This window comes from Rhodococcus sp. 1R11 (assembly GCF_004563845.1).
Taxonomy (GTDB): domain Bacteria; phylum Actinomycetota; class Actinomycetes; order Mycobacteriales; family Mycobacteriaceae; genus Rhodococcoides.
In genome coordinates, this window is the sequence record NZ_SPNG01000003.1 from 327,337 (window position 1) to 352,136 (window position 24,800).

At 64.1% G+C, this 24,800-nt stretch carries 28 protein-coding genes; 13 read left to right on the forward strand and 15 right to left on the reverse strand.

Translation table 11 applies throughout. The annotated features are described in order from the left end of the window. Positions 1–11 precede the first annotated feature (11 nt). A complete protein-coding gene (locus E4P29_RS07380; protein WP_245154214.1) occupies positions 12–977 on the reverse strand; it encodes an alpha/beta hydrolase family protein in 966 nt (321 codons plus the stop codon). Between the two features lie 177 nt (positions 978–1,154). After that, positions 1,155–2,438 (reverse strand): hypothetical protein, encoded by a 1,284-nt coding sequence (locus E4P29_RS07385; RefSeq protein ID WP_135043239.1) that lies wholly within the window; start codon positions 2,436–2,438, stop codon positions 1,155–1,157. A gap of 77 nt (positions 2,439–2,515) precedes the next feature. Here E4P29_RS07385 and E4P29_RS07390 point away from each other — a divergent pair, with 77 nt between their 5' ends. After that, on the forward strand, positions 2,516–2,911 hold the full coding sequence (locus E4P29_RS07390; protein WP_135043242.1) for a hypothetical protein: 396 nt from the start codon (positions 2,516–2,518) through the stop codon (positions 2,909–2,911). 93 nt (positions 2,912–3,004) lie between these two features. Here E4P29_RS07390 and E4P29_RS07395 read toward each other — a convergent pair whose 3' ends face one another. The 3 genes from E4P29_RS07395 to E4P29_RS07405 form a co-directional block, all read right to left on the reverse strand. Then, positions 3,005–4,312: an NAD(P)/FAD-dependent oxidoreductase gene (locus E4P29_RS07395; protein ID WP_135043245.1), complete on the reverse strand. Its 1,308-nt coding sequence runs from the start codon at positions 4,310–4,312 to the stop codon at positions 3,005–3,007. A gap of 141 nt (positions 4,313–4,453) precedes the next feature. After that, the gene (locus tag E4P29_RS07400) at positions 4,454–5,071 is read right to left on the reverse strand and encodes a DUF305 domain-containing protein (protein WP_135043248.1); all 618 of its coding nucleotides are present in this window, start codon (positions 5,069–5,071) and stop codon (positions 4,454–4,456) included. An 82-nt stretch (positions 5,072–5,153) separates the two neighbouring features. Further along, positions 5,154–5,549, reverse strand: a complete 396-nt coding sequence (locus tag E4P29_RS07405) for a DUF6153 family protein (RefSeq protein WP_135043251.1) — start codon at positions 5,547–5,549, stop codon at positions 5,154–5,156. 150 nt (positions 5,550–5,699) lie between these two features. Here E4P29_RS07405 and E4P29_RS07410 point away from each other — a divergent pair, with 150 nt between their 5' ends. Together E4P29_RS07410 and E4P29_RS07415 are read left to right on the forward strand one after the other, a co-directional pair. After that, positions 5,700–6,578 carry a universal stress protein gene (locus E4P29_RS07410; RefSeq protein WP_048318084.1) on the forward strand — a complete coding sequence of 293 codons (879 nt, stop codon included), beginning with the start codon at positions 5,700–5,702 and terminating at the stop codon, positions 6,576–6,578. Beyond that, positions 6,575–8,965 (forward strand): phosphoketolase family protein, encoded by a 2,391-nt coding sequence (locus E4P29_RS07415; RefSeq protein ID WP_135043254.1) that lies wholly within the window; start codon positions 6,575–6,577, stop codon positions 8,963–8,965. The genes E4P29_RS07410 and E4P29_RS07415 overlap by 4 nt, the downstream gene beginning before the upstream one ends. Before the next feature lie 11 nt (positions 8,966–8,976). On the opposite strand, the gene E4P29_RS07420 is transcribed toward E4P29_RS07415, so the two are convergent. The 4 genes from E4P29_RS07420 to E4P29_RS07435 form a co-directional block, all read right to left on the reverse strand. Further along, positions 8,977–9,861 carry a universal stress protein gene (locus tag E4P29_RS07420; protein ID WP_167735407.1) on the reverse strand — a complete coding sequence of 295 codons (885 nt, stop codon included), beginning with the start codon at positions 9,859–9,861 and terminating at the stop codon, positions 8,977–8,979. Further along, positions 9,858–10,700, reverse strand: coding sequence for a universal stress protein (locus E4P29_RS07425; RefSeq protein ID WP_135043259.1), 843 nt, complete (start codon positions 10,698–10,700; stop codon positions 9,858–9,860). The genes E4P29_RS07420 and E4P29_RS07425 overlap by 4 nt, the downstream gene beginning before the upstream one ends. 115 nt (positions 10,701–10,815) lie before the next feature. Then, the gene (locus tag E4P29_RS07430) at positions 10,816–12,522 is read right to left on the reverse strand and encodes a GAF domain-containing protein (RefSeq protein ID WP_135043262.1); all 1,707 of its coding nucleotides are present in this window, start codon (positions 12,520–12,522) and stop codon (positions 10,816–10,818) included. Continuing rightward, positions 12,515–13,186 carry a response regulator transcription factor gene (locus E4P29_RS07435; RefSeq protein WP_135043265.1) on the reverse strand — a complete coding sequence of 224 codons (672 nt, stop codon included), beginning with the start codon at positions 13,184–13,186 and terminating at the stop codon, positions 12,515–12,517. Before E4P29_RS07435 ends, E4P29_RS07430 begins: the two co-directional genes overlap by 8 nt. A 196-nt stretch (positions 13,187–13,382) precedes the next feature. Between E4P29_RS07435 and E4P29_RS07440 the strand changes: the two genes are divergently transcribed. Then, the gene (locus E4P29_RS07440) at positions 13,383–14,294 is read left to right on the forward strand and encodes a universal stress protein (RefSeq protein WP_167735408.1); all 912 of its coding nucleotides are present in this window, start codon (positions 13,383–13,385) and stop codon (positions 14,292–14,294) included. A 119-nt stretch (positions 14,295–14,413) separates the two neighbouring features. Further along, on the forward strand, positions 14,414–14,926 hold the full coding sequence (locus E4P29_RS07445) for a flavodoxin domain-containing protein (RefSeq protein WP_135043270.1): 513 nt from the start codon (positions 14,414–14,416) through the stop codon (positions 14,924–14,926). 15 nt (positions 14,927–14,941) lie between these two features. Here the strand turns inward: E4P29_RS07445 and E4P29_RS07450 are convergent, their stop codons facing one another. The 3 genes from E4P29_RS07450 to adhP form a co-directional block, all read right to left on the reverse strand. Then, on the reverse strand, positions 14,942–15,541 hold the full coding sequence (locus E4P29_RS07450) for a hypothetical protein (protein WP_135043273.1): 600 nt from the start codon (positions 15,539–15,541) through the stop codon (positions 14,942–14,944). Between the two features lie 144 nt (positions 15,542–15,685). Continuing rightward, positions 15,686–15,964, reverse strand: coding sequence for an ANTAR domain-containing protein (locus tag E4P29_RS07455; RefSeq protein WP_135043276.1), 279 nt, complete (start codon positions 15,962–15,964; stop codon positions 15,686–15,688). 110 nt (positions 15,965–16,074) lie between these two features. Next, positions 16,075–17,085, reverse strand: a complete 1,011-nt coding sequence (gene adhP / locus E4P29_RS07460; protein WP_135043279.1) for an alcohol dehydrogenase AdhP — start codon at positions 17,083–17,085, stop codon at positions 16,075–16,077. A gap of 256 nt (positions 17,086–17,341) precedes the next feature. On the opposite strand from adhP, the gene E4P29_RS07465 reads away from it, so the two are divergent. Beyond that, positions 17,342–17,794, forward strand: a complete 453-nt coding sequence (locus E4P29_RS07465) for a DUF1003 domain-containing protein (protein WP_135043282.1) — start codon at positions 17,342–17,344, stop codon at positions 17,792–17,794. On the opposite strand, the gene E4P29_RS07470 is transcribed toward E4P29_RS07465, so the two are convergent. Together E4P29_RS07470 and E4P29_RS07475 are read right to left on the reverse strand one after the other, a co-directional pair. Then, the gene (locus tag E4P29_RS07470) at positions 17,769–18,269 is read right to left on the reverse strand and encodes a flavodoxin domain-containing protein (protein ID WP_135043284.1); all 501 of its coding nucleotides are present in this window, start codon (positions 18,267–18,269) and stop codon (positions 17,769–17,771) included. The two genes, E4P29_RS07465 and E4P29_RS07470, sit on opposite strands and share 26 nt — an antisense overlap. Continuing rightward, positions 18,266–18,697, reverse strand: a complete 432-nt coding sequence (locus E4P29_RS07475; RefSeq protein WP_135043287.1) for a hypothetical protein — start codon at positions 18,695–18,697, stop codon at positions 18,266–18,268. The genes E4P29_RS07470 and E4P29_RS07475 overlap by 4 nt, the downstream gene beginning before the upstream one ends. A gap of 222 nt (positions 18,698–18,919) precedes the next feature. Here E4P29_RS07475 and E4P29_RS07480 point away from each other — a divergent pair, with 222 nt between their 5' ends. From E4P29_RS07480 to E4P29_RS07500, 5 genes are all read left to right on the forward strand, one after another. After that, the gene (locus E4P29_RS07480) at positions 18,920–19,516 is read left to right on the forward strand and encodes a hypothetical protein (RefSeq protein ID WP_135043289.1); all 597 of its coding nucleotides are present in this window, start codon (positions 18,920–18,922) and stop codon (positions 19,514–19,516) included. A gap of 76 nt (positions 19,517–19,592) precedes the next feature. Then, on the forward strand, positions 19,593–19,793 hold the full coding sequence (locus E4P29_RS07485; RefSeq protein WP_135043292.1) for a hypothetical protein: 201 nt from the start codon (positions 19,593–19,595) through the stop codon (positions 19,791–19,793). A gap of 15 nt (positions 19,794–19,808) precedes the next feature. Next, complete coding sequence (locus tag E4P29_RS07490) at positions 19,809–20,936, forward strand: cation:proton antiporter (RefSeq protein WP_135043295.1); 1,128 nt, start codon at positions 19,809–19,811, stop codon at positions 20,934–20,936. 130 nt (positions 20,937–21,066) lie between these two features. Continuing rightward, positions 21,067–21,375, forward strand: coding sequence for a WhiB family transcriptional regulator (locus E4P29_RS07495; protein WP_135043299.1), 309 nt, complete (start codon positions 21,067–21,069; stop codon positions 21,373–21,375). Positions 21,376–21,546: 171 nt separating this feature from the next. Next, positions 21,547–21,714 carry an ANTAR domain-containing protein gene (locus E4P29_RS07500; protein ID WP_280634531.1) on the forward strand — a complete coding sequence of 56 codons (168 nt, stop codon included), beginning with the start codon at positions 21,547–21,549 and terminating at the stop codon, positions 21,712–21,714. A gap of 141 nt (positions 21,715–21,855) precedes the next feature. Here the strand turns inward: E4P29_RS07500 and E4P29_RS07505 are convergent, their stop codons facing one another. Further along, positions 21,856–23,085 carry an EAL domain-containing protein gene (locus E4P29_RS07505; protein ID WP_167735409.1) on the reverse strand — a complete coding sequence of 410 codons (1,230 nt, stop codon included), beginning with the start codon at positions 23,083–23,085 and terminating at the stop codon, positions 21,856–21,858. A gap of 423 nt (positions 23,086–23,508) precedes the next feature. Here E4P29_RS07505 and praA point away from each other — a divergent pair, with 423 nt between their 5' ends. Continuing rightward, entirely contained in the window at positions 23,509–24,018 is a 510-nt protein-coding gene (gene praA, locus E4P29_RS07510) for an alkane oxidation protein activator PraA (protein WP_135043305.1), read from the forward strand. Positions 24,019–24,062: 44 nt separating this feature from the next. Further along, on the forward strand, positions 24,063–24,785 hold the full coding sequence (locus E4P29_RS07515; RefSeq protein ID WP_135043308.1) for a hypothetical protein: 723 nt from the start codon (positions 24,063–24,065) through the stop codon (positions 24,783–24,785). Positions 24,786–24,800 lie beyond the last annotated feature (15 nt).

The window sequence follows — 24,800 nt, forward strand, 5'->3', positions numbered from 1 at the left end:
GACGAGAGGAATCAGATGCCGAGCGATCCTGCCAGGAACGGCCAGGACTTGTGCAGGTCGTCCTGCCAGTAGCCCCAGGAGTGGTTGCCGACCGGACGGAAGTCGACAGTTGCCGGGATTCCCAGCTGGTCGAGACGCTTGGCCAGGTTGGACGTGCAGAAGTTGGTGGCCAGCTCGATGCCGCCGCCGACGATGACCTGGTTGGCGAGCGTCGCCGGGTCGTTCTTCAGGCGCGGGTTGGCGAAGGTGTCGTTCGGGATGCCGGGCAGTCCGCTGCCGGTGCTCATGTAGATCTGGGTGCCGCGCAGCTTCTCGGCGTTGAGCAGCGGATCGTTCTCGCGCCACACGGGGCCGTCGAGCGGGCCCCACATGTTCTCGACGTTTCCGCCGCCGTACGTCTCGACGACGAGCTTGACGAACTGCTGACCGATGGGGTCCGAGGTCTGCGCGCAACCGCTGTACGCCGCGACGCCGGTGAACTTGCCCGGGTACTTGATCGCGATGTTGAGAACCGACGTGCCCGTCATCGACAACGCTGCCAGCGACTGCCTGCCCGTTGTGTCGAACTGCGCATCGATCAGCGGAGGCAGTTCCTCACCGAGGAAGGTGCTCCACTTGTTGCTGCCGAGCTTCGGATCGTCCTGCAGCCAGTCGGTGTAGTAGGACCACTTGCCCTTCTGCGGAGTCACGATGTACGCGTTCTTGTCCGACAGGAAGGCCTCGGCGTCGGTCTGCGACTGCCACGATGCTGCATCCTCGCCGCCGCCTGCACCGTTGAGCAGGTACAGCACCGGACGCGACACGCTGTCGTCGGCGGGGAGCTGCACCGTCACCGGAATGGTGCGGTTCATCGACGCGGAGTACACCTGGAGCTGAACCTGACGGCCGTCGAGGGTGTTCACCGATTCGATTCGCGAGCCGTTGCTCGACTGAGTCGTTGCGGCGGGCAGTTCGTCCGCGGACGCGACGGGCGTCATCAGCGCGGTCGGAAGAATCGCCACTGCGAGGGCGACGGCCGCAGCCGAACCGAATCGCTGGAAGCCGTGTCGTCGAGATCGTGGCACGCTGTTTCACCTTTTCGTCGAGTTACACCGGTCGAGTTTCTACATCGGCCGAAGATGAGGTGACGTTACCTCGAGCAAACGTCCCGAGCGTTATGGACCGGACGAATCCGAGACGCGATCGTGATGCTCGCGCTCGACCCTCGAACCGAGGACGAGACACACCAGGATGACGATCACCGCCACGACAACGCCGACGGGAAGTGGCGAATTCAACCAGACAATGGGCGGCACATAGTCGTCGGATGTCCCGTCCACCCAACCGAACACCCGCGGCGGCACGGGCACCGACACCGAGAACAGCGTCAGCGCGAACGGCACGAGCGGACCGATGGTCGACGCCACCGTGCGCGTCGCTCGTGCCGATCCGAGAAGCAATCCGACAGCGATGGGGTGCAGCACGCAATAGAACACAGTCCCAACGACATTGATCGAGTCGTCTCCGATCGGCGGCAGTAGACCGGCGGCCGTCACGACGGCCAGCAAACCACACGCGGCGGGGGTGAGGTCGCGTCGCAGGCCCACTCCCACCGCTCCGACGAACAACACCGCGGTCACAACGAATATCCACCACGACGCATCGCCCCACCCGAGCGCATTGACTCCTGATGCCGCTATCGCCAAGCCCGACATCATGTATCGACCGTCGCGGCCACCGAGGTCGAACGCGACACCGTATGCCACCAAGACGACGATGGCGACGGCGAACATCCACGTGGCCGCCGTCGACGTCGTATTGCCCAGATAGATGTAGACCACCAGACAGACGAATCCCAGCACGAGAGCGGCTACTGCGTCGGAGGTTTCGAATCGGCCCACGGATGCCCGCCGGACGGCAACGAGCAACACGACAGTGGTTGCGAGAAGGAGGAGTAGCGGGACCGTGGATTCCACCAGATACGGCCCCAGGCCGTCCATCCACCGACCCTCCCGCGGTCCGCGTAGCCGGGAGATCGCGCTGTAGAACAACATCGAGCCCAGCAGTCCTACTGCAAGGCCGCCCGACGGGAGCCTGCGTCCACCGGCGATGAATCCGCAGATGCCGACCAGAGCGCCGGCGCCGAGCGCATTGGTCGTCACCGCTTGATTGGCAGCGATCGGCACGAAGGACGGCAGTGCCACCAGCAGGGAGCCGAGAACGGTTGCTACGGCAGCCGATATCCGGGGGCGACGGCGATGGACCATCACGAGCACCAGCACCGCCGTCAGAACAGTGAGAGAACCTGCCCACTGCGCGGTGACGAACGCTCCGTACCACTTCCCCGTCGACTCGATGTGGAACACATCCTGGCCGAGCGATTCGCGAATCGAGTATCCGGCCACGAATCCGCCGATGGCCGTGGCCACTACGGGCGAAACGCGATCCGCTGCATTCACGCGTTCAATCTAGAGGGCTTCCCAATCGACGGCCATGTGTGGTCTATTCAACGCGAACCCAACGTCAGGAGTGCGCCATGTTTCGTCGTATCGCCGTCACGGTTGCTGTCGTGGCAGGTGCCGCCGCACTTGGAGTCGGTACCGCCAACGCCGACGAATGGCCCGTCGCACCCCCATATCCGAGCCCGACGGCTCCGCAGGACGTCACCGGATTCCTGACGCCTCAGGACCCGGACTACTGGAACCCCTTCGTCAGTGAGAATCGATTGACGTCCCCGTACGGCAACAGCACTCGCATCGTCTGCACCGGATTCCATGGCGTGCTGGGCTCCTGTTGGCAGGCCGACTCGAACGGCAACCCGCACGAGCTGATTCACCTGAACATGGACTACCCGGGTTCGACGGGCCACTTGCTCCCCGGCGGCGGTCCAGGGCACTTCGTCTACCCCGGCTTCATCCCCGGCATCGGCTGACCCCGTCGATACCGCCAGCAACTGATCTGAGTGTCCACAATTCGCCCTCGAAAGCGGGATTCCGTGCGAGAGTGCAAATAGTGGGCGCTCAGGTCAGTTGTACGGCTTGCGCGCCGTTTCCGGGTCGCCGTAGGTGATTGCCCGTTCACGTCGTGTTCCGCTGAGAAGTGTTGCGCCCCAGTTGATCAGCGTCCCGGCTCGGTTGCGTTTACCGGCCAGGAATGCGATGTGGATGACGCCCCACGACACCCAGCCCAGGAATCCCGACATCTTCAGCGGCCCGGCCTGCACCAGCGCGTGTCCACGTGCGATGTAGGCGGCCGTGCCAAGGTCTCGATACTTGAATGCCGAACGCGCAGAACCGGATACATCCGCTGCGATTGCTGCGCCCGCTGCACGTCCACCCTGCATCGCTACTTCGGCGACACCGGCCAGACCGTTCAACGCCATGATGTCGCCGACGACGAACACGTTGCGGTGACCCGGTACGGACAGGTCGGGTTGCACGGCGATCCGTCCGGATCTGTCCTGCTCGACGCCCAGGGCGTCGGCCAGGTGCTTCACGAACGGAACCGCTTCGACGCCTGCGGTCCACAGCACGGTGCGAGTCTCATGGCGCGTCACTGTCTTCGGTTCGGCCTTGGTGGTCACCTCGACGTCGGTGGCCGTGACGTCGGTGACGTGAACGCCGAGATGCGTTTCGACTCCGACCGTGTCGAGGGTGCGCTGAGCCTTCTTCGTCAGGGAGTCGGGGAACGATTCGAGCACTCGGTCACCGCCGTGGAACAGCAGTACGCGCGCTTCGGACGGGTGGATCGAATCGAATTCCTTCGCCAGCGCCCGGGTTGCGAGTTCCCGTATCTGCCCAGCCAATTCGACTCCTGTGGGCCCTCCACCGGCGACGGCGAAGGTGAGCCATGGCCGACGCTCTTCGGGAGTGGGCAGGGACTCGGCCATCTCGAATGCCGAGATCAGCTTTCGCCTGATCGCCAAGGCGTCGTCGAGGGTCTTCATGCCCGGTGCCCACTGCACGTATTCGTCGTGGCCGTGATAGGCCTGCTGCATTCCGACGGCAACCACGAGGTAGTCGTACGGCAACTCGAACGTCGACCCGTCGAAGCGGCTCGCCGTCACCACTCCGCCATCGCCCACGGTTGTCACCGAGGTCGCTTCGCCGAGAGCCACCTTGACGTTCTTCTGCTTGCGCAACAGGTGCCGCAACGGGCTGGCGATCGAGCCTTCGGAGAGAAGGCCGGTTGCGCACTGATAGAGCAGCGGCTGAAAGACGTGAGAGGTGCCTCGTTCGAGAACGGTGATGTCGACATCCGAACCGTGCAGCCGGCGGGTCGCATACAACCCGCCGAACCCGCCGCCGAGGACCAGGACCCGTGGACGTGACATCGTCGATACTCTCCCTCGATCCGACCCGCAGAACACAATTCCTCGCGCGTCACAGCGTACTCGAGGGCAACGGCGTGCAGCCGTCCCCCGCCGGGCCGCGCCCCGGCCTGGGGTGCGGCCCGGCAACGTACCGACAACAGATCAGCCGAGCATTCGCTGCATCGTGTCGATTTCCTGCTGCTGCGTGGCCACGATCGTGCGAGCCATCTCCTGTGCGTCGGGGTTCGAGCCGTCCGCAATCTCTTTGTTCGCCATCTCGATCGCACCCTCGTGATGCTCGATCATCATCGTCAGCCACTGACGGTCGAACTCCGGGCCCGACAGACCGGTCAGGACGTCCATGTCCTGCTGGGACATCATGCCCATACCCGAGCTGTGGTCCATTCCGCTCATCTCACCCATGTCCGACGGGGGTGCGGGCTGACCCCATTCGGCGAGCCAGGCCGTCATCCGGTCCATTTCCGGTTGCTGCGCGGCTTGGATCGCCGACGCCAACGCCACGACGTCCGGATTGTCGGTGCGACCTTGGATCATGTCAGCCATGTCGACGGCCTGCGCGTGGTGCGGGTACATCATCCGCGCGAACATGACATCGGCGTCGTTGAACTCCGCCGATGCCGATGCCGATGCCGAATCCTGAACGGAAGCCGATGAGGTAGTCGACATCGACGAATCCGACGTGGTGTCGCTGCTGCAGCCGGCGACGAGGAACGCGCTCACGGTGGCGGCAGCCAGCGAAGCGACGAGTGTTGTACGCATATGAATCTCCTTGAACGAGTGTGAAATACAGGGATCTAGGTATGTCGATCCGCCGGTGGTCGTGCGTCCACCGGGCTGCCTGTCACACTCGCAAGGTCACCGATCTGTCCAACTCACACAGGGTCCACGGCGGCGCACGCTCCGATATGGAATGGACTCGCCCACCGATGCCGTCCTCCGAGATGACCGAATGGACGCTATCGACGCTCGTCACCGGGACCGACAGCGCAGCCCACGACACGGTGGTTCCCGCGCACGGATGCATCATCTGATGTGCCGACGGGCAGTCGTGCTCACCGACTGCCACCTGAACCGGGTCCTCGTGGTGGGTCGCCGACGCCATGGCCGCATGCTCGCTTTGTGCCGACATGGTCGGTGCCACCGAATGCATCAGCAGTACCCCGAGGATCGTCAGCGCGATCAACAATCCGGTCGCCGAGGCAAAGCCCGGACGACGGCGTCGGATCACTGAATGCATGTCACCGACGATAGCAAGACATACCCCCCAGGGGTAGCGGTCAGGGCATTCCGGCTCGAGCCGAGGGACTTCCGACTCTGTCTGCGCTCCAGCGAACCGGCCATGCTCGAGGTGTACCTGAACACGACAGTCAACGAACGGGAATACAACATGAATGCATCGAGTCGGGTCGTCGTCGGAGTCGACGGATCTGCCACATCGCTCGACGCGGTCCGTTGGGCAACGCGCGAGGCGATACGACGCCACGCCCCGCTCGAGTTGGTCACGTCGTCACTGTTCGCGCCGGGAACCTACGGCGATGCCATCAGCCTCCGGATCGGCGCGTTCGCAGATCCGGACGTCGAGGCCAAGCGGGTCCTGACCGCTGCGGTCGACGTTGCGCACAAGACCGCGGCAGGCAATTCGCTGATTCTCGACACTCGTCTCGAACATGGCTCGGCTGCACGCAATCTGACGCACTTCGACGTCGCGCCTGCCTTGATCGTCGTCGGTTCGAGGGGGCTCGGTGAGTTCACCGGTGGATTGGTCGGGTCGGTCAGTACCGCCGTCGTGTCACACGCCAAGTGCCCTGTTGCAGTGATCAAGTCGAACACGGTCAGCGACGGGCCGGTGGTCGTGGGTGTGGATTGCACGTCCAACAGCCAGCCGGCCATCGGATTCGCGTTGCGCGAGGCGTCGATGCGAGGTGTCGACCTCGTTGCCGTACACGCGTGGAGCGACCTCGAACTCGGGAGTGTCCTGACGCGCGACGAAGAAGGACCGTGGGCCGATTCCGAACTTGCAGAGAAGACTTCGCTTGCCGAGAGCCTGGCCGGATGGTCGGAGGACTACCCCGACGTCACCATCCGCCGGGTAGTGGTTCAGGACAGACCCGTTCGCGAACTGGTCCGCGCCTCCCAGAGCGCGCAGCTGATAGTGGTCGGTAGCCGCGGCCGGGGCGGCTTCGCCTCGATGCTGCTCGGATCGACCTCACGCGCGGTGCTGCATTCGGTCGATGTTCCCGTCGTTGTCGTACCCACGAACCGATGACCGCGTCCACCACCGAAACCACCTACAGCTCCGATGAACTCGACGCCGATCTGCGCTACTGGGCTGCCGCGAACTACCTGACGGTCGCCCAGATCTACCTGCAGGACAATGTATTGCTACGGCAACCACTGACGGTGGAACACATCAAGCCCCGACTGCTCGGGCACTGGGGCACCAGCCCCGGTCTGTCGATGATCTACACGCTGCTCAATCGCCTCATCTGCCGAACCGGTTCGGATTGGCTGTATGTCACCGGTCCCGGTCATGGTGGCCCGGCGTTGGTCGCGAACACCTATCTCGAAGGCACGTACAGCGAAATCTATCCCGACATCTCGCTCGACAGCGACGGTGTGCATCGACTGTGTCGCCAATTCTCCACTCCCGGTGGCATTCCGAGCCATGTGAGCGTGCAGACCCCCGGCAGTATCCACGAGGGTGGCGAGCTGGGGTATGCCCTGATCCACGCCGCGGGCGCGGCGTTCGACAATCCCGATCTGGTGGTCGCCTGTGTCGTCGGTGACGGGGAGGCCGAAACCGTTCCGCTGTCGGGCTCCTGGAAGATCCCGGCGTTTCTGAACCCGGTCCGTGACGGCGCAGTGCTGCCCATTCTGCATCTCAACGACGCCAAGATCTCCGGTCCGACGGTGCTCGGACGCAGCACCGATCAAGCGATTGCCGACTATCTGGGCGGTCAGGGTTGGGCACCGATCTTCGTCGAGGGCGATGATCCGCGAGAGGTGTTGCCGGCCTTGCAGTTCGCTCTCGCCCGCGCCCACGACGATATTCGGAGAATCCAGCGTGCGGCCCGCGGCGGCGAGTCGCACCACGGAAGTGCATGGCCTGCAATCGTCTTGCGCACCCCGAAGGGTTGGACCGGACCACACGAGGTGGACGGCAAGCTGATCGAGGGAACGCACTGGGCCCACCAGGTCCCGCTGTCCGGCGTCCGCGAGAACCCGTCGCATCTGGCGCAGCTCGAGCAGTGGTTGCTCTCCTACGATCCCGGATCACTCTTCGACGACAACGGCGTACCTGCTGAGCACATCCGTGAACTCACTCCGACGGGCGATAAAAGGCTCGGGGCCACTCCCTACGCCAACGGCGGTGTGCTGTTGCAGCCCTTGGTCATCCGTGAGCTCGAGAACTACGCCCTGACCATCGACTCCCCGGGACGCGTCTCACACGAGACGACCACGGTACTCGGGGAGATGATGCGGGATATCTACCTCGACAACGCCCGACCCGACGGCGGTGGCAATTTCCGCCTGTTCTGCCCCGACGAGACTGCCAGCAACCGGCTCCAGGCAGTGTTCGAGGCGACCGACAGGTGCTGGCAGCTGCCGACCACCGAGTTCGACGACAATTTGGCCGCCGACGGCCGCGTCATGGAGGTGCTCAGTGAGCATCTGTGTGAGGGCTGGCTCGAGGCGTACCTGCTGTCGGGTCGACACGGATTGTTCGCCAGCTACGAGGCTTTCGCGATGGTGAGCGTGTCGATGCTGATCCAGCACACCAAGTGGCTGCAGCATGCGGCCACTCTGGCCTGGCGAGCACCCGTCGCTTCGTTGAACGTGCTGCTCACCAGTACCTGCTGGCGCAACGACCACAACGGGTTCAGTCACCAGGGGCCCGGACTGATCGACGCGGTGATTCCCCTGGCACCCGATGTGGTGCGCGTCTGGCTGCCACCGGACTCCAATACTCTTCTCGCCGTTGCCGACCACTGCTTCCGCAGCCGCGGACACGTCAACGTGCTGGTGGTCGACAAACAGAGCCATCCCCAGTATCTGACGCTCACCGAGGCTCGCGCACACGCAGCAGCCGGTGCCTCGCGGTGGGACTGGGCCGGTACCGAGAACACCGATACTCCGAGCGATCCCGAGATCGTGCTGGCGTGCGCCGGCGACGTTCCGACCGAGGAGACTCTCGCTGCAGCCGACCTGCTGCGTAACTGGACTCTCGAGTTGCAGGTGCGCGTGGTCAACGTCATCGACCTGATGGCGCTACTACCCGTCGCCGATCATCCACACGGGTTCTCGGAGGGCCAGTTCGCCGATCTGTTCACCGACTCGGCCGATGTCGTCTTCGCTTTCCACGGCTACCCCCGGGCGGTGCACCAGCTGCTGCACGGCCGCCCGAACGCGCAGAGATTCCACGTCCGCGGCTTCATCGAACAAGGCACCACGACAACACCGTTCGACATGGTGGTGCTCAACAAGATCAGTCGCTACCACCTGGCAATCGAAGCACTCGACCGAGCACACACTGCGCCGGCCGGTGCCGAACAACTGCGGCAGCACTGCCAGGACCAACTGATCCGTCACGACGCCTACATCCGGAAACATTTCGAGGATCTACCCGAGATTCGCGAATGGCGGTGGTCGTGAAGGATCGGTTGCTATCCGCGAGCGACGATCAACGGACAGTCGACGCGGTGCGCCAGTGACCGGACGGTGGACCCGAGCAGCAAACCACTGAAGCCACTGCGTCCACTCGATCCGACGACGACAGCCTGCGCGCGCAACGACACCTCGAGTATCTTCTCGACCACGTTGCCACGCAGGACTGTGCGCTCCACCGCCACGTCGGGATACTGCTCGCTCCACCCTGCCAGGCTCTCGGCCAGCACGGTTCGGCCGTTGAACACGATCGCGTCGGACCTGTCCGCTGCGGATGCCTCGGGTGACGAGACCGGCTCATCGGTCGATACATGCACAGCGAGCAGTCCGGTGCGCCCAAGCGAGGCTTCCTCGAAGGCCAACCGGACGGCCGCCTGGTTGTGCGCCGACGCGTCGACTCCGAGGACCACCGAGCCTCGTGCCGAATGCAACTCGACGCTTCCCGGCACGACGACCACCGGGCACTGCGCCTGCACGGCGACCGCCGTGCTCACCGAGCCGAGCAGCTCGGCGAAGTATTCGCCGTTGCCGCGCGAGCCGACGACCATCATCGAGGCGTCCGAGGACTCGTCGAGCATGGCCTGAATGGTCGGTCCGACAATCGATTCTGTCGTGATCGTCAGTGCGTTCGGATTCTCGACCGATCGCCTCGCCACCAGCGACGCAGACGTCAGAATCGACTCTGCGGCGGCATGTTCCTCGGCGCCGATGTGGGACGGGAGCGCAACGAAACTGGTGTACAGGGCTCTGACTTGGTATGCGGACACCAGCTTCAGCGGTATGCAACGCAGCTCTGCCGCACGTGCAGCCCAGCCGACCGCGTCGAGTGACGAACTGGAGCCGTCGACACCGACGACGATCGCTTTCGCGCCGACGGTACTCATGCGTGCGGGACGACGAGAACGGGGCATTCGGCGTGCCGCAAGACTGTCGTCAACGTACTTCCCGGCACGCGATCACGTTCGTGACCCAGCACGAGCAGCTGTGCAGAATCGGACACCGCGATCAGTTCCGAACCCGAGTCGGCCTCGGCGTAGACCGACGCCACTCGCACCGAGGGGTAGTCCGCACCGAAGGGTTCCAACCGGACGTCCATCGCCGACTCCGGATGCAGGTGATCGACCGGACCACCGATGGCGCTGGCCAGAATGGTCGAGACCGTCTGGGTGTGCACGGCCAGCACGTTGACACCCCGCATCGCCGCTTCCTGAAAAGCCTGTGCCACCACGACATCCGAACCCGACACCCGAGCGTCGCCCAGAGCGGCGACTACTGCTCCATCGCGCTCGGAATCGAAGGTGTGCACGATCGCGACGGGGTTCAGCGAGCATTCGACCACCGTGCGCACCATGGATCCGAGAACCCATGCAGCGAGCAAATTCTCGGTTGTGGTGCCCAGTACGATCAGGCACGCGGATGCGGCTTCGGACAGCATTACTATTTCCGGGACACCCTGGAGAACAACAGCTTCCACGATGACGGTCGGGTCGATCGCCCTCGCTATGATCGCAGCCTGATCCAGGACGGTGCGTGCATAATCACCATCTACGTCGGGCGCCCCGTATACCGTCTCGCGCTGCAGGTGGGGTTCGATCACGTGGACCAGGCGTAGTGACGTTCCGCGGCCTCGCGCCTCACGGACGGCGAAGCGCACTGCATCGAGCGCGGCCGTCGATCCGTCGATTCCGACCAGAACGGGTCCGGTGGTGTGTGAGATGTTCATCGGGTTCCTCTCGGTGGTGCGACGCAGGATCGGCACCGTCACCGAAAACGCTACGAGCCCATCGCCACTCGCGGTAACTGCCGGAGGTCATCGAAAGAGGTGACCAAGGGACCCGTCAGGGAAGAGGTACCGCCCACGTCACATCGGTGCCGCGGCCGGAGGAGCCGGGGCAGACGGTCATGGTTCCGCCGCACTCGGCCGCTCTGGCCCCCAGATTGGACAGCCCACTGGTGGTGGTGTTGTCAGGCATGCCGATTCCGTTGTCGGACACCACGATTTCGAGCTCGTCTCCGACCGAGAGAGTAACGGTCACAGTGTCGCCCTGGGCGTGATGAACGACGTTGCTGACCGTCTCGCGGACAACGGCAACGGCATGATCGGCGAGTTTCGTGTCGATGACCGACAGTGGTCCGAACATCCGCACGACGGCACGGATATCGACGTTCTCGGTGAGTTCGAGTACCGCGCTGTTGATACGTTGACGCAACCGCGTTGCGGAGTGGGATGTGCTCTGCAAGTCGAAAATCGTCGTCCTGATGTCCTGCACCGTGTCCTGCAGGTCGTCGATCGTTCTGGACAGGCGCTGCCGTAGGTCCGGGGACTCGGTGCGCTGCAAGGTGCTCTGCAATGCCAATCCTGCAGCGAAGATCCTCTGAATCACATGATCGTGCAGGTCACGGGCAATGCGATCCCGGTCCGACAACACTTCGAGTTGATGCATTCGCCGGCTGGCGTCCGCGATCTGCATCACCAGCGCGGCCTGGTTGGCGAAGTTCGAGACCAGTTCGAGTTGGGTCTCGACGAACGGTCCCCGCCCCTCTGTGCGAAGTACCACCAGGACGCCACTGACGCCCTCCGCCACGCGGAAAGGTGAAATCATTGCGGGTCCGAAAGCAGAGCCCAGTTCCTTGACCCCGTAGTCGAGTCGCTCCTTCCGCAACGCTGTTCGACGCCGAAAGGCCATTCCCGAGCTCGAGCCCTCGATCGGAACGACTGCTCCGATCATTCGATCGGCCCCGAGCCCCTCGCTGACCGTGACGACGAGTTGCGTGACATCCCCGAAGGCTTGGTCTGCGTCCTCGGGAACCGCGATGAACGCCGCATCGGACCCGGTCAGGTGCAACGACTTACGCGCCACCATCTGCAACACTTCGTCGATGTCCGTCCCGGAAAGGAGCTCGGTGCCGATGTCCCGCGTTGCCTCCATCCACGCCTGACGTACCCGCGAGTCCTCGTACAGTCTCGAGTTGTCGATGGCAATGCCTGCCGCGGACGCCAACGCCTTGGTGACGACTTCATCGTCCTCGGTGAACTGCTTTCCGCCCTTCTTCTCGGTGAGATAGAGATTGCCGAAAATTTCGTCACGTACCCGAATCGGCACGCCCAGAAAGGTTTTCATCGGAGGGTGATTCGGCGGGAACCCCACTGATTCAGGGTGTGACGAAAGATCTTCCAGCCGGAGCACTTTCGGCTGGTCGATCAGCAGTCCCAGCACCCCACGGCCGGTGGGGAGCGGGCCGATGGCCACTCGGGTGTCCTCGTCCATGCCGTAGTTGATGAACGCACTCAAGCCGTGGCCTTCTCCGCGCACGCCGAGCGCACCGTACTGGGCGTCGACGAGCTTGACGGCCGATTCCACGATCGAGCGCAGCGTCACCTCCAGATCGAGTCCCGAGGTGATGACGAGCATCGCGTCGAGCAGACCGTCGGCTTGAATCCTCGCATCGGCGATCCGACCGATACGGTCCTGTACCTCGGCCAGCAGCTCCCCGAGCCGTAGTTGCGGTAACGAAGACCGGGTCTCCTCGTGCCGGTCATCCATCCCGAGACCCCGGTTTCCGCCCGGCAGTCGCTTCGCCGTCGGCGAGTTTCGACGCATACACCGCAGCTTGAGTGCGGCGTTCCATCCCGAGCTTGGCGAGCAGCCGGGACACGTAATTCTTCACCGTCTTCTCCGCCAGGTACATCCTGGCCGCAATCTGCCTGTTGGTCAGGCCCTCTCCCAGCAGATCCAGCAGTGTGCGCTCCTGGGGCGTGAGGTGATCGATAGGGCCCGATGACGCCGTCCCGGCTCGCAGTTTGTCCATCAACGCCGCGGCCGCACGGTTGTCGAGCAGCGACCGGCCGGAACCCACGTCCTTGATCGCTCGGGTCAGTTCCATGCCGGTGATGTCCTTGACGACGTAGCCGCTCGCGCCCGCGAGTATCGCGTCGAGCATGGCCTGGTCCTCGGTGAAGGAGGTCAGCATCATGGTCTTGAGATTCGGCAGGCGATCGAGAAGTTCACGGCACAGTTCGATGCCGTTGCCGTCGGGTAGCCGCACGTCGAGTACCGCGACGTCGGGCTGCAGAGCCGGAATTCGGGCCAGCGCCTGCGCGCAGCTGCCCGCCTCACCGATGACCTCGAGATCGGGATCGGAGTCGATGAGGTCGATCAGACCGCGCCGCACGATTTCGTGATCGTCCACCAGGAACACCGTGACCACGCCGACACCCCTCTACCTGCGTCCATGTCGAACGCCTCGACTTGTGAGCCTACGGGGGACGGGCGGCGGTGGTCCGACCTTTCGTCACCGAAAGAGAGGACCAAAGTCCTCGGTCCAGGTGTTGTTGTCCCGCCGCGCCCGAGGCGGTGCGCGGCGTCTGATGGATGTTTCGACACCACGAGCGAGGAGGCAAACGATGGGTCCACTTCCGACCATCGTCGGGGTCGACGGTTCGGCTTCGGCTCTGGACGCGGTGCGTTGGGCCGTTCTCGACGCACGATTGCACCTGTCCGATCTGCTCGTCGTCTCGGCGACGTCGCTGCCCAAGGTCTTGACGGGGTTGGGTGTCCTTGCCGACACCGCGGTGCACCAGGCCAGATCGGAAACCGACAGAATTCTGAACGAGGCCCGGGCGACTGCGACTCGCGGGACCACGAAGGTCGCCGTCGATACCGTCTCGTCCGAAGCATCCGCGGTGTCCACATTGCTCGAACTGTCGGAGACGGCCCGCATGGTGGTCATTGCCACGAGTGGGCTCGGTGGCACCGAGCAGCGGTCGCTCGGCTCGATCGGGTTCGCCGTCACCACTCATGCTCGATGCCCCGTCACGGTGGTCCGTGGCTGGACAGACGACGGTCTCGACCACGCGATCCAACCGGTGGTCGTGGGCGTGGACGGCACCAAGGCGAGCGCTGCGGCAATGACGTTGGCGTTCGAGGAAGCGGATGTTCGATCGGCACCACTGACTGCGGTGCACTCCTGGTCGGACGATGACCTGTCGATCGGCTTCCCGATTCGAGGACTGGAGTGGCCGGACAATCGACGCGCGGCTGCAGATCACTTGGCGCGGCTGCTCGAGCCGCACACTCGACTCCATCCGAGGGTGTCGGTGCGGTCCGTGGTGGTCAAGGACAAACCGGTGCAGGCACTTCTCGATCACGCTCAAGGTGCTCAGCTGGTCGTGATCGGTAGTCACGGACGCGGCGGCTACGCGGAGATGATGCTCGGCTCGACCAGCCGGTCGGTGCTGACGCGAGCGCACTGCCCGGTCACCGTCGTGCCGTCGCCTGGTCGCCTCGCCGCTGTCACCCACCGGGCCATCCCATGACAGGCCCCGACCGGACAACACCGCCTCTGTTCGCGCGAAACACTACTCCGTGAATCTCGTTGCAGCACCGGTCCATTACCGGCCGAACGCCGAGCCCAGAAAAAGAAAGCAGAGGCATCATGCGCATCCTGATCGCGACGGCAAGCCGTCATGGTTCCACCCGTGAACTCGGGCAGTGGCTGGGTTCGTCGATTTCGGCGAGGCTGGCGAATTCCGCGGTACCGGCGACGGTCGATGTCCGTGACGCCGCCGAAGTAGACAGCATCGCCGAGTACGACGCCGTCGTACTCGGAAGCGGCGTCTACATGGGCCGATGGCTCCGCGATGCCCGATCACTGGTTGCCCGCGAGCAATCCGAGCTCGAGACCAGGCCGGTGTGGTTGTTCTCCAGCGGGCCGATCGGGAGTGATACACCCGCAGCGACGAGGTCGAAATGGAACGAGGCGTCCTGGGCGATCGAGCACAAGGTGTTCGGCGGCAAGCTGGACCGATCGATGTTGTCGAGATTCGAGCGCGCAGTGGTGAAGATGATCAACGCCGACGACGGGGACGACAGATCACGGGCGGAGGTCGACGAGTGGGCCGGTGCCATCTGCGCAGCCGTGGTCGCCCAGACCTCGAGCCCCCGATGACGGCGACACCGCCGGTCAGGGTGCCTGCGGAGGAAACCATCCGCGGGCATCACGCAGGGTCCGCCGCGCCACTTCCGCTGTCGGCGTTCCTGATTGCGCGGCCAACCGATGCAGTTCGGCCCGGCCTTCCACCGCGCTGCGCCCGCCCGCGATGAGCACGCCGATAGCCTGATTCACCTCGCTCACCGAAGCGAGTGCATGGGACCCGCACTCGGTCGATCCCGACTCACCGGCACCGCGCAGGTGTCTGTCCAGAACAGCCGAGTCGACACCGAGCCCGAGCGACCGGCTCACGTCGGCGGCGAAGTCCGTGAGAGCGCCCGCGGTGCCGGACAGAATGAGCAGGTGCTTCTGAGTACCGGTGCGGTGTGGGTCAGCGAGGGTGATTCTGAGCGACGACGCGGGCATGCGGTCGGCGCTGCCACCCGTCGACGCCGACACCTCGAAGTACTCGCCGTCGACGATCACGGTGAGGGTTATCGAGACCACGGCCGCTACGGCCGCGTCGATGTCGGACAACAACCGGTCGACAAGTTGTGCGAGGTCGACCGTGGAGCTGTCGAGTGCTGTGGTCAAGCGCGCCAGATCGGCGAGCAGACGAGCCTGCAGTGTCATCGAGGATCCCCGGGCGGCCCGACCGCCTGTTCGGTTCTTTCAGGTCCTGCCACGGTGGCCATCCACCGTCCGGTTCGAGTATGAGGCCCGAGTCGGACTCCCAGCCTCGGATTCAACCGCAACCTCGACGCTACGCGCTTGTGCTCACCCGATCCAGGTGTGCCGGTGACGCGAGCGTGCAGTATTGCGCGTTTCGGCCACCATCGCTCGAGCGACCAGAGCGGTCTTCTTGTGCTCGGTCCGACCGATGGACCGCAGTGTGTCGTACCCTTCCGCGTCGCTGCACCCGGTTCTACTGATCAGTATGCCGATGGCCTGATCGATCACAGCGCGTTTACCCAACGCCTTCTCGAGCTGCTCGGTCAGCAGTACGACACTGTCCAGCGCGCGCGCATTCTGCACCTGAATCGCTGCATTCATCATTGCTCGATTCCTTGTGGGCACACGCGCTGGTCCAGCGCGTGTCTGCCCTCGAGCAACCCTACGGCGGATCGAACCGAAGGGGAACAGTCATCGCGACCCGAGAGCCCCGATCAGAACTCGAAAACCTGACGAGCGGTGACGCGTCCGGCCATCAGGTCGTCGAAGCAGTCGTTGACCTCGTCGAGTTTGCGCGACACCGCCGATACCGTCGTTCGTCCGGCCTCGTGCAGTGCGAACACCTCACGCAGATCTTTCCTGGTGCCGACGATCGAGCCGAGTACCGAGATGCCGCCGACCACCGTCTCGAAGATCGGGACCGGGAACACACCGTGCGCAGGCATCGACACGCACACCAGCCGTCCACCGCGGCGCAGCGACCGGAAGGCCTGATCGAACACACTGGGGATGACGGCCAGGACGATCGCGACGTCGGCTCCACCGAGCGCCTGAATAGCCTCGACCGGATCGGTCGTCGCCGAGTTGACGGTGTGGTCTGCGCCGAGTTCTTTTGCGAGGTCGAGTTTCTCGTCCTCGATGTCGACAGCGGTGACGAATCCGCCGGCGATCTTGCCGTACTGCACCGCCATATGACCGAGCCCGCCGACACCGAAGATGGCCACGCGCTGCGCCGGGGTGACGCCACCGACCTTGACGGCCTTGTACGTGGTCACGCCGGCACAGGTCAGTGGGGCAGCGTCGAACGAGGAGATTCCGTCAGGAACACGGACGACATATTTCGCATGTGCGACAGCGTATTCGGCGTAGGCACCGTCGATCGAGTAGCCGCTGTTCTGTTGTGTCTCGCACAGCGTCTCCCAACCCGAAACACAGTGATCGCATTCGCCGCACGCCGAGCCGAGCCACGCGATGGCAACCCGTTCACCGATCCGGTCCTTCGACACCTGCGAGCCGACTGCCTCGATCACTCCAATTCCCTCGTGCCCGGGGACGAAGGGCAAGGTCGGCTTGGCCGGCCAATCTCCCTGCGCAGCATGGATATCGGTATGGCACACACCGCAGGTCTCCATCTTGACCAGCACCTGCTCGGGCGCGGGCTGCGGTATCGGGATGTCCTTGACGACCAAGGGCCCGCCGAACTCGGTGACAACAGCTGCTTTCATGGTGAATTTCCTCCAACTTTCGAAATCCGTGCCCTTCTCGGCCATCGAGCAATGCACACCGTCGATGATCGGCGCTGCGGCAGCCGGCACGTAGGGCCGGAAGTCATCGCCCGGTCGGGACGTTCCCTGAGATTGCAGGTGGGAAAGCAAAAGGCATCGGAGTGAGGGTCTTTCGTCCCTGGTGGCTCCGACGATCAGGGCCCACACTCGGCACCATGGACAATTCTGCACACTCCGATTCGGCGACCTGCGAGCGATGAACCTGTGGAGAAGACACCCGGGCGTCCGAACCGGTGATGCACTGACCACCGGTGAGCGTGCGGCGGACTACGTCCGAAACGGAATGGGCTCCTGGCCGTTCGTCTTCCTGTTCCTGGGCGTGATGGCGCTGTGGGCCGCGTACAACCAGAACGACGGATTCGATCCGTACCCGTTCATCCTGCTCAACTTGTTCCTGTCGATGATCGCGGGACTGCAGGGTGCGATTCTGCTGATCTCGGCCAAACGCGCGGATTCGGTGAGCAGTGAGGTTGCCGTACATACACTTTCGAACACGGCCCTGCTGCAGGACATGATCGAGGCGAATACCGTGTTGACCGAATCGGTGGCACAGTTGGCGGCAGAGATTCACGAGCACGTCTGCCCGTCCCCTCAGCGTGACGGTGCAGGCACGTCCACGAAGGTCATGAGCCCGGTGTCCCAGCCGTGAGACAGGCAAGGATCTCTCGGGCCCAGTTGCACACACGAACCCAGTCTCGGAAGTCTCCGGCAACCGCGCCGGAGTTGTCGAAGATCTGACGTTCGCCCACCGAGAGCCGTTCCGCGTCGAGCCGACCGGGAAATGTTCGATGCGAGGATGCATCCAACATCGACACTGCGCGTGCGGCGTCGGCGGTGTCGTTGACCGGTCGGTCGCTCGAATGCAATGGCCCGCAGGAGAACAGCCACACGGGTGGGTGCGCAGACCTGGAGACCCGCTCGACGAGGCGTTTGGCGGTGGGGACCCACCGATCGGAGTAGACGGCACTTCCGATGACCAGGGCGTCGTAGTCACTGATGTCGACGACGGAATCCGGAGCGCAGATGTCGACATCGGCTCCCGCGTGCCGGAACACGCGGGCCATCTCCTGCCCGAGCGAGTCCGTCGCTCCGTGCCGCCCGGCGGTCGAGACCAGGATCCTCATGCGACGTGACCAACGAGGCGATTCGTGTGCACCGTTATCCGCCAGCCTCGGAGGGCGACGAGAACTCCCAGTACGCCGAACATGCCCTGCAGCCAACTTGTTTCGCCGATCACAAGCGGTTGGACCACGATCCAGGCAGCGAGCAGTACGCCCGCCATGTGGGCGATGGGGCCGGTCTTGCCGCCACCCGCCAGAGCCGACGCCGCCGCCAGTCCCATGGGCACTCCGACGACCAGAACCAACGCCAGACCGGCGAGCGCCGTGTTCGACAGCGGCAGACGTGCGTGCGCCTCGGCGCTCAGATCGATCGCACCCGAGGCCAAACCGAGCGCGCCACCGAAAGCGTTGATGGAAATTCCGGCGCACACAGCGCCCAGCCACGGCCGTCGCCGTTCCTGCGTGGTGAGCGCTCGTGTTGTGGACATCATGGGTTCAGCGTGGCTGCCGAACCCCTCGGGAACTAGGGCACAAGGTCCGCCGCCCCGAGGACTTCTCTCCGCTTCGCGACTCCGCCACGGCCGAGCACCACGAGGGAGTCCACGGGCCACCGCCCGCGGTGTATCGGGACCTTGTGCCCTTCCTTACCTGTGCACGGAGGCGCAGACTTGCAATCGACGCCGAACACACGGTGGTGAGGGGTAGGTGACGGCATGCTCTCAGAACTTGCGCGCCGATGGTGGCGACGAAGTCCTTGGTCGTCCAATCCGCTGACGCGACCGCCCGACAGGATCGAACGAACGGTCTTCGTCGTCGGTGTCGTTGTCCTTCTGTTACTGATACCCGTCGCCGCGACGATCGGCTCGGTGAACTACAGCGATTTGTCGTCGCGGTCGGAACAGCAACGGGCAGAGTACGTTCGGGTCGACGCCCGAGTAATCGACACCGTGCAGTCCACGTCTACCGGCAGCGACAGCACCACGCTCGCCAACGGCATCGCGACAGTGCAGTGGAGGGCACCGGACGGGTCCATTCGCTCGGAATCGACCGAGGTTCCTGCGGACGTGCAGATCGGTGAGACCACTTCGATCTGGTGCAACGGGAACGGAACCCTCGTGCATGCGCCCGTCAGCGAGGTCGGTGCCGTCATCAACGGGGCGTCCACGGCGATGTTCGTGTGGGTTCTCGGCACGGTCTTGGTCGGATTCCTGGTCTATCTCACCACCGTGGCCGGTGATCGAGTTCGCATGCGGCGCTGGGACAGCGACTGGAAAGACTTCCTGCGGGCGCGAAACCACCCCTCGCGGTAGTGCCGTCGAGCACGCGCCTCGACAACAGGACTCCGACGCGTGCTGTGCCCATCGCCCCGTTCGAGGAGAGAATGACATGAGCGATCTCGACACCGAATATCGGTCCGCCCGCATCGACTACGAGCGCGCACTCATGCGCAGCCCTCTGGCGGCGCAACTGCATGTGGTCCATTGTCGAATCCAGGCGATGATGACCGAGCAAGGCGTGCTGCACCCTCGTGATCTCGTTGCGTCGGCGCTGCCGCCGAACATGCACCCGACGCTGAACTCTGCCTGACGTCGGCGGGGTCGTATGACATTCGAGACGCTCGCCCTGTGTGCCGCGGTGGGTTTGTTCGGCCCACTTCTGGCGCTTCCGCGTGGGCTTCGGATACCGGTCGTCATCGGAGAACTCGTAGCTGGAATTGCAATCGGCCACACAGGCTTCGGCGTCATCGATCCGAGTGAGCAGACACTGAGCTTTCTGGCGCAGGTCGGGTTTGCGCTCGTGATGTTCGTGGCGGGCAGCCAGGTACCGATTCGAGATCCACGACTGCGGGTCGGCCTTCGGGTGGGCGCTGCGCGAGCTGTGGCCGTCGGGCTGCTGGCTACCGCGCTCGGCTGGGCCGTCTCCACTGCGTTCGATCCACCGCACCCCGGTCTCTACGCGGTGTTGATGGCATCGTCCTCGGCCGCGGTCATCATGCCGATAGTCGAATCCCGCAGGACGGCTACACCCGGGCTGATGTCCTTCCTGCCACAGATCGCGATCGCCGACGCCGTCTGTATCGTCGCTCTGCCCCTGGTGATCGATCCACCGCGCGCTGTTCCGGCCGCGCTCGGATCCATCACGGTCATCGCTGCCGCCGCCTCGATCTTTTTCGTCCTGCGACACTTCGACCTCACCGGACTGCGCCGCCGAATACACCATGTGTCTGCCCAGCGTAAGTTCGCTCTCGAATTGCGCCTCAACCTGGTTCTGCTGTTCGGCCTCGCGGCCCTCGCGGTTCACGCTCACGCGTCGGTGATGCTGGCCGGCTTCGGCTTCGGACTGGCCATCGCTGCAATCGGAGAACCGCGACGTCTGACGAAACAACTGTTCGCCATCACCGAAGGCTTCCTGGGTCCGCTGTATTTCGTCTGGCTCGGCGCATCACTCGACCTGCGTGCACTGGGTAGCCACCCGAGCATGATCGTGCTGGGGCTGGTGTTGGGTCTGGGTGCAATCGTGGTGCACGGTGCGATGCGCGCGACAGGCCAGCCCGTCGGACTCGGGATACTCGCGGCCGCCCAACTCGGCGTACCGGTTTCGGCCGTGACTCTCGGGGAGCAGACCGGCGTTCTGGCTCCCGGTGAAGGCCCCGCCATCGTGCTCGGCGCACTGGTGACCATCGCGGCGGCGGCCGTCGTATCTCGGTCTGCTGCTCGTCGTCCTGCCTGAGCGGCGGGCCAGAACTGCGGGGCTGAACTGCGGGCCTGTGACGGCGCAAGGCATTTGGTTGTTTCGAGTCTTCAGGGATGGGGAATAAGCGTTGTGGAACGATCGGCACGACGCGAAACGGATCACGACGATGACGGATGACCAGGTCTGGCGCCTCAAGGGTGCGTGCATCGAAGACATGGATGCCTACGACTCGCAACAACTTCCTCGGCACGGACGCAAACGCGCAGAGAAGGCATGGCGGCTGTGCGCCGACTGCCCGGTGTTGCGGAACTGCGCCGAGCAGACGGCTCGCGATATCGAGTCGGGTCGAATTCCGGTCGGCGTGGTCGTCGCGGGGGCGGCGTATCACGACAACGCCAGCAACGGTCGACGCACCGATGCCTACCGGACGCTCGAACTTCTGATCGGTCGACCTCTGGCCAACCCTGCGGCCTGATAACGAGGCGGTAACGGAACGCTATGCCACCGGTAACGGCTGCAGCACGGTCTGCTACAAATTACGCGTGTCGTTCCGTCTCTGACCTGCACAGACGCGATGTGCGCGACAATAAAAGCATGAGCACAGCGCACGTGACGAGGATCGAGGGCCCGCTCGATCTACAGGACGCTGGCGCGTCGCGCGCCGATCGAACAGGCAAAGGGAATCCTGATGGCGGTTCACCACATCGGTGCCGACGAGGCGTTCGCTCTGCTGGTCGACAGGTCGCAACGTGCCAATCGCAAAGTACACGACATCGCTCGGGAGTTCGTGGACGAGATGTCCCACCTGCCCTGACAAGTCGACCCCGCACGCTGTGTTTTCAACGTACGGGGTCTGAGCAATGTGGCAGTCCGGACTACTTCATCACCTGTTGTGCCGTATGCCCTGCTGTAGCTGCGCGAAACATCTTCTACGGCACACCACTGGCTCGACGGTTCAGAAGCGCGCGAGAATTGCACGGGCGCAACGGACTACGGTGGCGCGGTCGTACGACATCACGTAATCGAATTCCCGATCCGCATCTGCTTCGCCCCGGTGTAGGTCGATGGCGGCGAGCACTCCGCAGAAATGCGGCCCGAGAACCACCACGTTCCACTCCTCGACGAGCGAGTCCGTCGGGTCGAGCGGTGCGTGCACGATGCCGCCCTCTTGCACGTAACCCATCCCGACCCCGTAGACGCCGGCGTACGAGATCTGCTCAGCCATCGACACCCACCGCGCGCGGCTTGTCGGGGTGAAATGCTCGGCCCTCTGAAAGGTGCCGAGTACCAATGTTTCCGGCCCCGACGCCGATGCCTGCATCTCCAGGGACGTACTCATGGCCACCAACAGACGTTTGGTGCTCCGCGTCGCGACCTTGCCTGCGGCGGCAATCGCGTACGGCGACTCCAGCGCGGTGGCGGGGGTGCTCCAGGTGGGGAACGGCGGCATGATCTCCGCGGCGTCGGCGGGCAACTCCTCGGTCGTCTGCGCAGCCGGGTACAGCTCGCCCACTCCGTAGGTGGCACCGAGACCGAGTGCCCGGCTGCGGTGCACTGCGGTGTCGACACCGCTGGCCACGACCACAGCGCCGGTTCGCTCCACCTGCGCCGACACCGCATGCGCAGTACGGGCAGTGGTCAGATCCGGCCTGGTGGAGACCATGGAAGGAGACAGGATGATGACGTCGGGTTCGATGAGCGGCAGCAACGTCATGGACTGCGGTCTGCGGCCGACGTCGTCGACGGCCACCACCTTTCCGTCGCGCCGAGCTTTGTCGATTGCGGCCAGGGTGCGCGCCGGGCTGTCCACCAAAGCCGCCTCGGTGACGACGACGATGTCGCGACGCAACTGTTCTTCGGTGGCTTCATCGATGGCCGCGAGCGAGTCGACGTCCATCGAGACCAGCATCGGCAGTCGAACGGCGCTTTCGAGCCGGGCCACTCCCCACGCGAGAACGTCGAGTTCTCGCTTGGCGTCCATGGCGCGAGCGGCGCGCTTGAGTGCATCGGCGGAAGCCAGTGGCCCGTCTTCCGGGCCCCGAAGCTGGACTTCGATTGCTGCGAGCGCGCCGTTGTCCAGTCGACAGACCGGGGCGAAATACGGCTGCACCGTCAACTCTCCCGTGTCCGTATCGACTGTGGAACCTGCTTCGGCCAGCGCGAACGTCACACCACAGTTTGACATGAAAAAGTCACCCCCGTCACGCAGGGGTTGCTCTCTGTTTCAAACCTATTCGGGTCGACTTTTCTCGCTGCTGCCAGCCTGACCGACTCAGGTGTCACCGAGACAACACAGCACGTCTCGTTTCGATAACGAACCATAACGGTTCGATAACGCCACAGGCCGGTGTGCGACGTGCTCACCACGCCGGTTACCTCTGGAAAAACGGGCCGAAAACCCATGACGCGCATACCTTCCGAGGTGCCGTCCGAAATCAATACCAAGACTTACAACAAACATACCGACCGGATTGTGACTTGTCACTGTCTTGTAAAAGAACATATCCGACATCCATTTCGTCGTCCTAATGTTCGTCTCGGCTGCCGGAGCACCGGTGCCGCCGGATGCCCGTCTGGGAGCCGGAAGCTGCTCGGACTTGGAGGATCGATGACGCTCAACCTGCCGTCCCGTACCCGAACGTTCACCACTGTCGCTGCTGCAGTCGCTATTGCCGGGGCCACCCTCGGCGCCGGGAGTGCCGCTGCCGCCACCATCTCACCGGCGAATACCGCTTTCACCGCGCCCGGCACGATCGTCGTCACCACACCGGCCTCGTTCGGCGTACCCGTCAGCTGCTCGATCACCCTGTCCGGATCCACCAGCGCAGACGGCTCGTCGGCGTCGATCACCGACGCGAAGATCAGCGGATCGAACCGCCTCTGCGGCCTGCCGCAGCTCAAGAACCTGCCCTGGACGCTCACTCCCACCAGCGCCACCACCGGTGAGGTCTCGAACGTCGGCTTCTCGCTTCTGGGCTACAACTGCGGGCCCGCGACGCTCGCAGGTTCGTTCGACAACATGACCAACACGCTGACGTCGAGCAACCAGCCGATGTCGGGTAACTGCACGGTGAACAGCCTGTCGGTGCAGCCGAACCCAGCATTCACCTTGTCCTGATCGCCAATTCCCATCCAGCACAACAACAATATTCAGGAGAGCACGTGAAGATCCGCAACAAAGCCGTCGTCACCGCGACGGCCTTGGCGTCGAGTGTCGCTCTGGCGACCTTGGTCGCCGGCCCGGCCAATGCCGCTGACACCCTGCCCATCACGTTCCAGGCCGACACGACGACCGTGATCGCCAAGACCGGTCAGCCGGTGGTCTTCCCGACCACCGATCTGGCCACCGACGTCGACCTCGTCGGCGGAACGGTGACCGGCACTCTCGCCTTGCCGCAGGCGTCGGCCGATCTGAAGCTCGGCCCGGCCACGCTCGCCAACTTCACCATCTCGATCGTCGATGCCACGCCGGTCTCCGGAACCATTGCAGCGGGCGGCCCCGCCGAGGCGCCGCAGTTGGAGTTGAATGTCAAGCAGAGCTTCAAGATTCGCATCGACTCCGTCAAGCCTCTCGGCATCGGCGGCACGGGATCGTCCGGGTCGGCGGCACTCGACCTGATTCCCTCGAACAGCAACTGCGTCACCAGCGAGACCACCGCCAATCTGACCGGTGCGCTCGACGCAATCGATCTGATCCAGAACAACGAGGCCGACACGCACGTGAAGGGCACGTACACGATTCCTCAGTTCCAGAACTGCGGCACATACACCTCGTTGCTCAACGGTCTCATCGCCGGCCCCAACAACACCCTCGACGTGCACCTGACCAACCCGGTCTTCGACGTCGGAACACAGCAGGCCATTGCAGCCAAGGTTGCTCTGTAGCAAGACCTTTCGACT

What these genes read in the sequence shown, in the direction of transcription:
- E4P29_RS07380 (WP_245154214.1), bottom strand. Translation starts at nt 977, where the DNA reads ATGACGCCCGTCGCGTCCGCGGACGAACTGCCCGCCGCAACGACTCAG.
- E4P29_RS07390 (WP_135043242.1), top strand. Translation starts at nt 2,516, where the DNA reads ATGTTTCGTCGTATCGCCGTCACGGTTGCTGTCGTGGCAGGTGCCGCC.
- E4P29_RS07395 (WP_135043245.1), bottom strand. Translation starts at nt 4,312, where the DNA reads ATGTCACGTCCACGGGTCCTGGTCCTCGGCGGCGGGTTCGGCGGGTTG.
- E4P29_RS07400 (WP_135043248.1), bottom strand. Translation starts at nt 5,071, where the DNA reads ATGCGTACAACACTCGTCGCTTCGCTGGCTGCCGCCACCGTGAGCGCG.
- E4P29_RS07405 (WP_135043251.1), bottom strand. Translation starts at nt 5,549, where the DNA reads ATGCATTCAGTGATCCGACGCCGTCGTCCGGGCTTTGCCTCGGCGACC.
- E4P29_RS07410 (WP_048318084.1), top strand. Translation starts at nt 5,700, where the DNA reads ATGAATGCATCGAGTCGGGTCGTCGTCGGAGTCGACGGATCTGCCACA.
- E4P29_RS07415 (WP_135043254.1), top strand. Translation starts at nt 6,575, where the DNA reads ATGACCGCGTCCACCACCGAAACCACCTACAGCTCCGATGAACTCGAC.
- E4P29_RS07420 (WP_167735407.1), bottom strand. Translation starts at nt 9,861, where the DNA reads ATGAGTACCGTCGGCGCGAAAGCGATCGTCGTCGGTGTCGACGGCTCC.
- E4P29_RS07425 (WP_135043259.1), bottom strand. Translation starts at nt 10,700, where the DNA reads ATGAACATCTCACACACCACCGGACCCGTTCTGGTCGGAATCGACGGA.
- E4P29_RS07430 (WP_135043262.1), bottom strand. Translation starts at nt 12,522, where the DNA reads ATGGATGACCGGCACGAGGAGACCCGGTCTTCGTTACCGCAACTACGG.
- E4P29_RS07440 (WP_167735408.1), top strand. Translation starts at nt 13,383, where the DNA reads ATGGGTCCACTTCCGACCATCGTCGGGGTCGACGGTTCGGCTTCGGCT.
- E4P29_RS07445 (WP_135043270.1), top strand. Translation starts at nt 14,414, where the DNA reads ATGCGCATCCTGATCGCGACGGCAAGCCGTCATGGTTCCACCCGTGAA.
- E4P29_RS07450 (WP_135043273.1), bottom strand. Translation starts at nt 15,541, where the DNA reads ATGACACTGCAGGCTCGTCTGCTCGCCGATCTGGCGCGCTTGACCACA.
- E4P29_RS07455 (WP_135043276.1), bottom strand. Translation starts at nt 15,964, where the DNA reads ATGATGAATGCAGCGATTCAGGTGCAGAATGCGCGCGCGCTGGACAGT.
- adhP (WP_135043279.1), bottom strand. Translation starts at nt 17,085, where the DNA reads ATGAAAGCAGCTGTTGTCACCGAGTTCGGCGGGCCCTTGGTCGTCAAG.
- E4P29_RS07465 (WP_135043282.1), top strand. Translation starts at nt 17,342, where the DNA reads ATGAACCTGTGGAGAAGACACCCGGGCGTCCGAACCGGTGATGCACTG.
- E4P29_RS07470 (WP_135043284.1), bottom strand. Translation starts at nt 18,269, where the DNA reads ATGAGGATCCTGGTCTCGACCGCCGGGCGGCACGGAGCGACGGACTCG.
- E4P29_RS07475 (WP_135043287.1), bottom strand. Translation starts at nt 18,697, where the DNA reads ATGATGTCCACAACACGAGCGCTCACCACGCAGGAACGGCGACGGCCG.
- E4P29_RS07480 (WP_135043289.1), top strand. Translation starts at nt 18,920, where the DNA reads ATGCTCTCAGAACTTGCGCGCCGATGGTGGCGACGAAGTCCTTGGTCG.
- E4P29_RS07485 (WP_135043292.1), top strand. Translation starts at nt 19,593, where the DNA reads ATGAGCGATCTCGACACCGAATATCGGTCCGCCCGCATCGACTACGAG.
- E4P29_RS07490 (WP_135043295.1), top strand. Translation starts at nt 19,809, where the DNA reads ATGACATTCGAGACGCTCGCCCTGTGTGCCGCGGTGGGTTTGTTCGGC.
- E4P29_RS07495 (WP_135043299.1), top strand. Translation starts at nt 21,067, where the DNA reads ATGACGGATGACCAGGTCTGGCGCCTCAAGGGTGCGTGCATCGAAGAC.
- E4P29_RS07505 (WP_167735409.1), bottom strand. Translation starts at nt 23,085, where the DNA reads ATGTCAAACTGTGGTGTGACGTTCGCGCTGGCCGAAGCAGGTTCCACA.
- praA (WP_135043305.1), top strand. Translation starts at nt 23,509, where the DNA reads ATGACGCTCAACCTGCCGTCCCGTACCCGAACGTTCACCACTGTCGCT.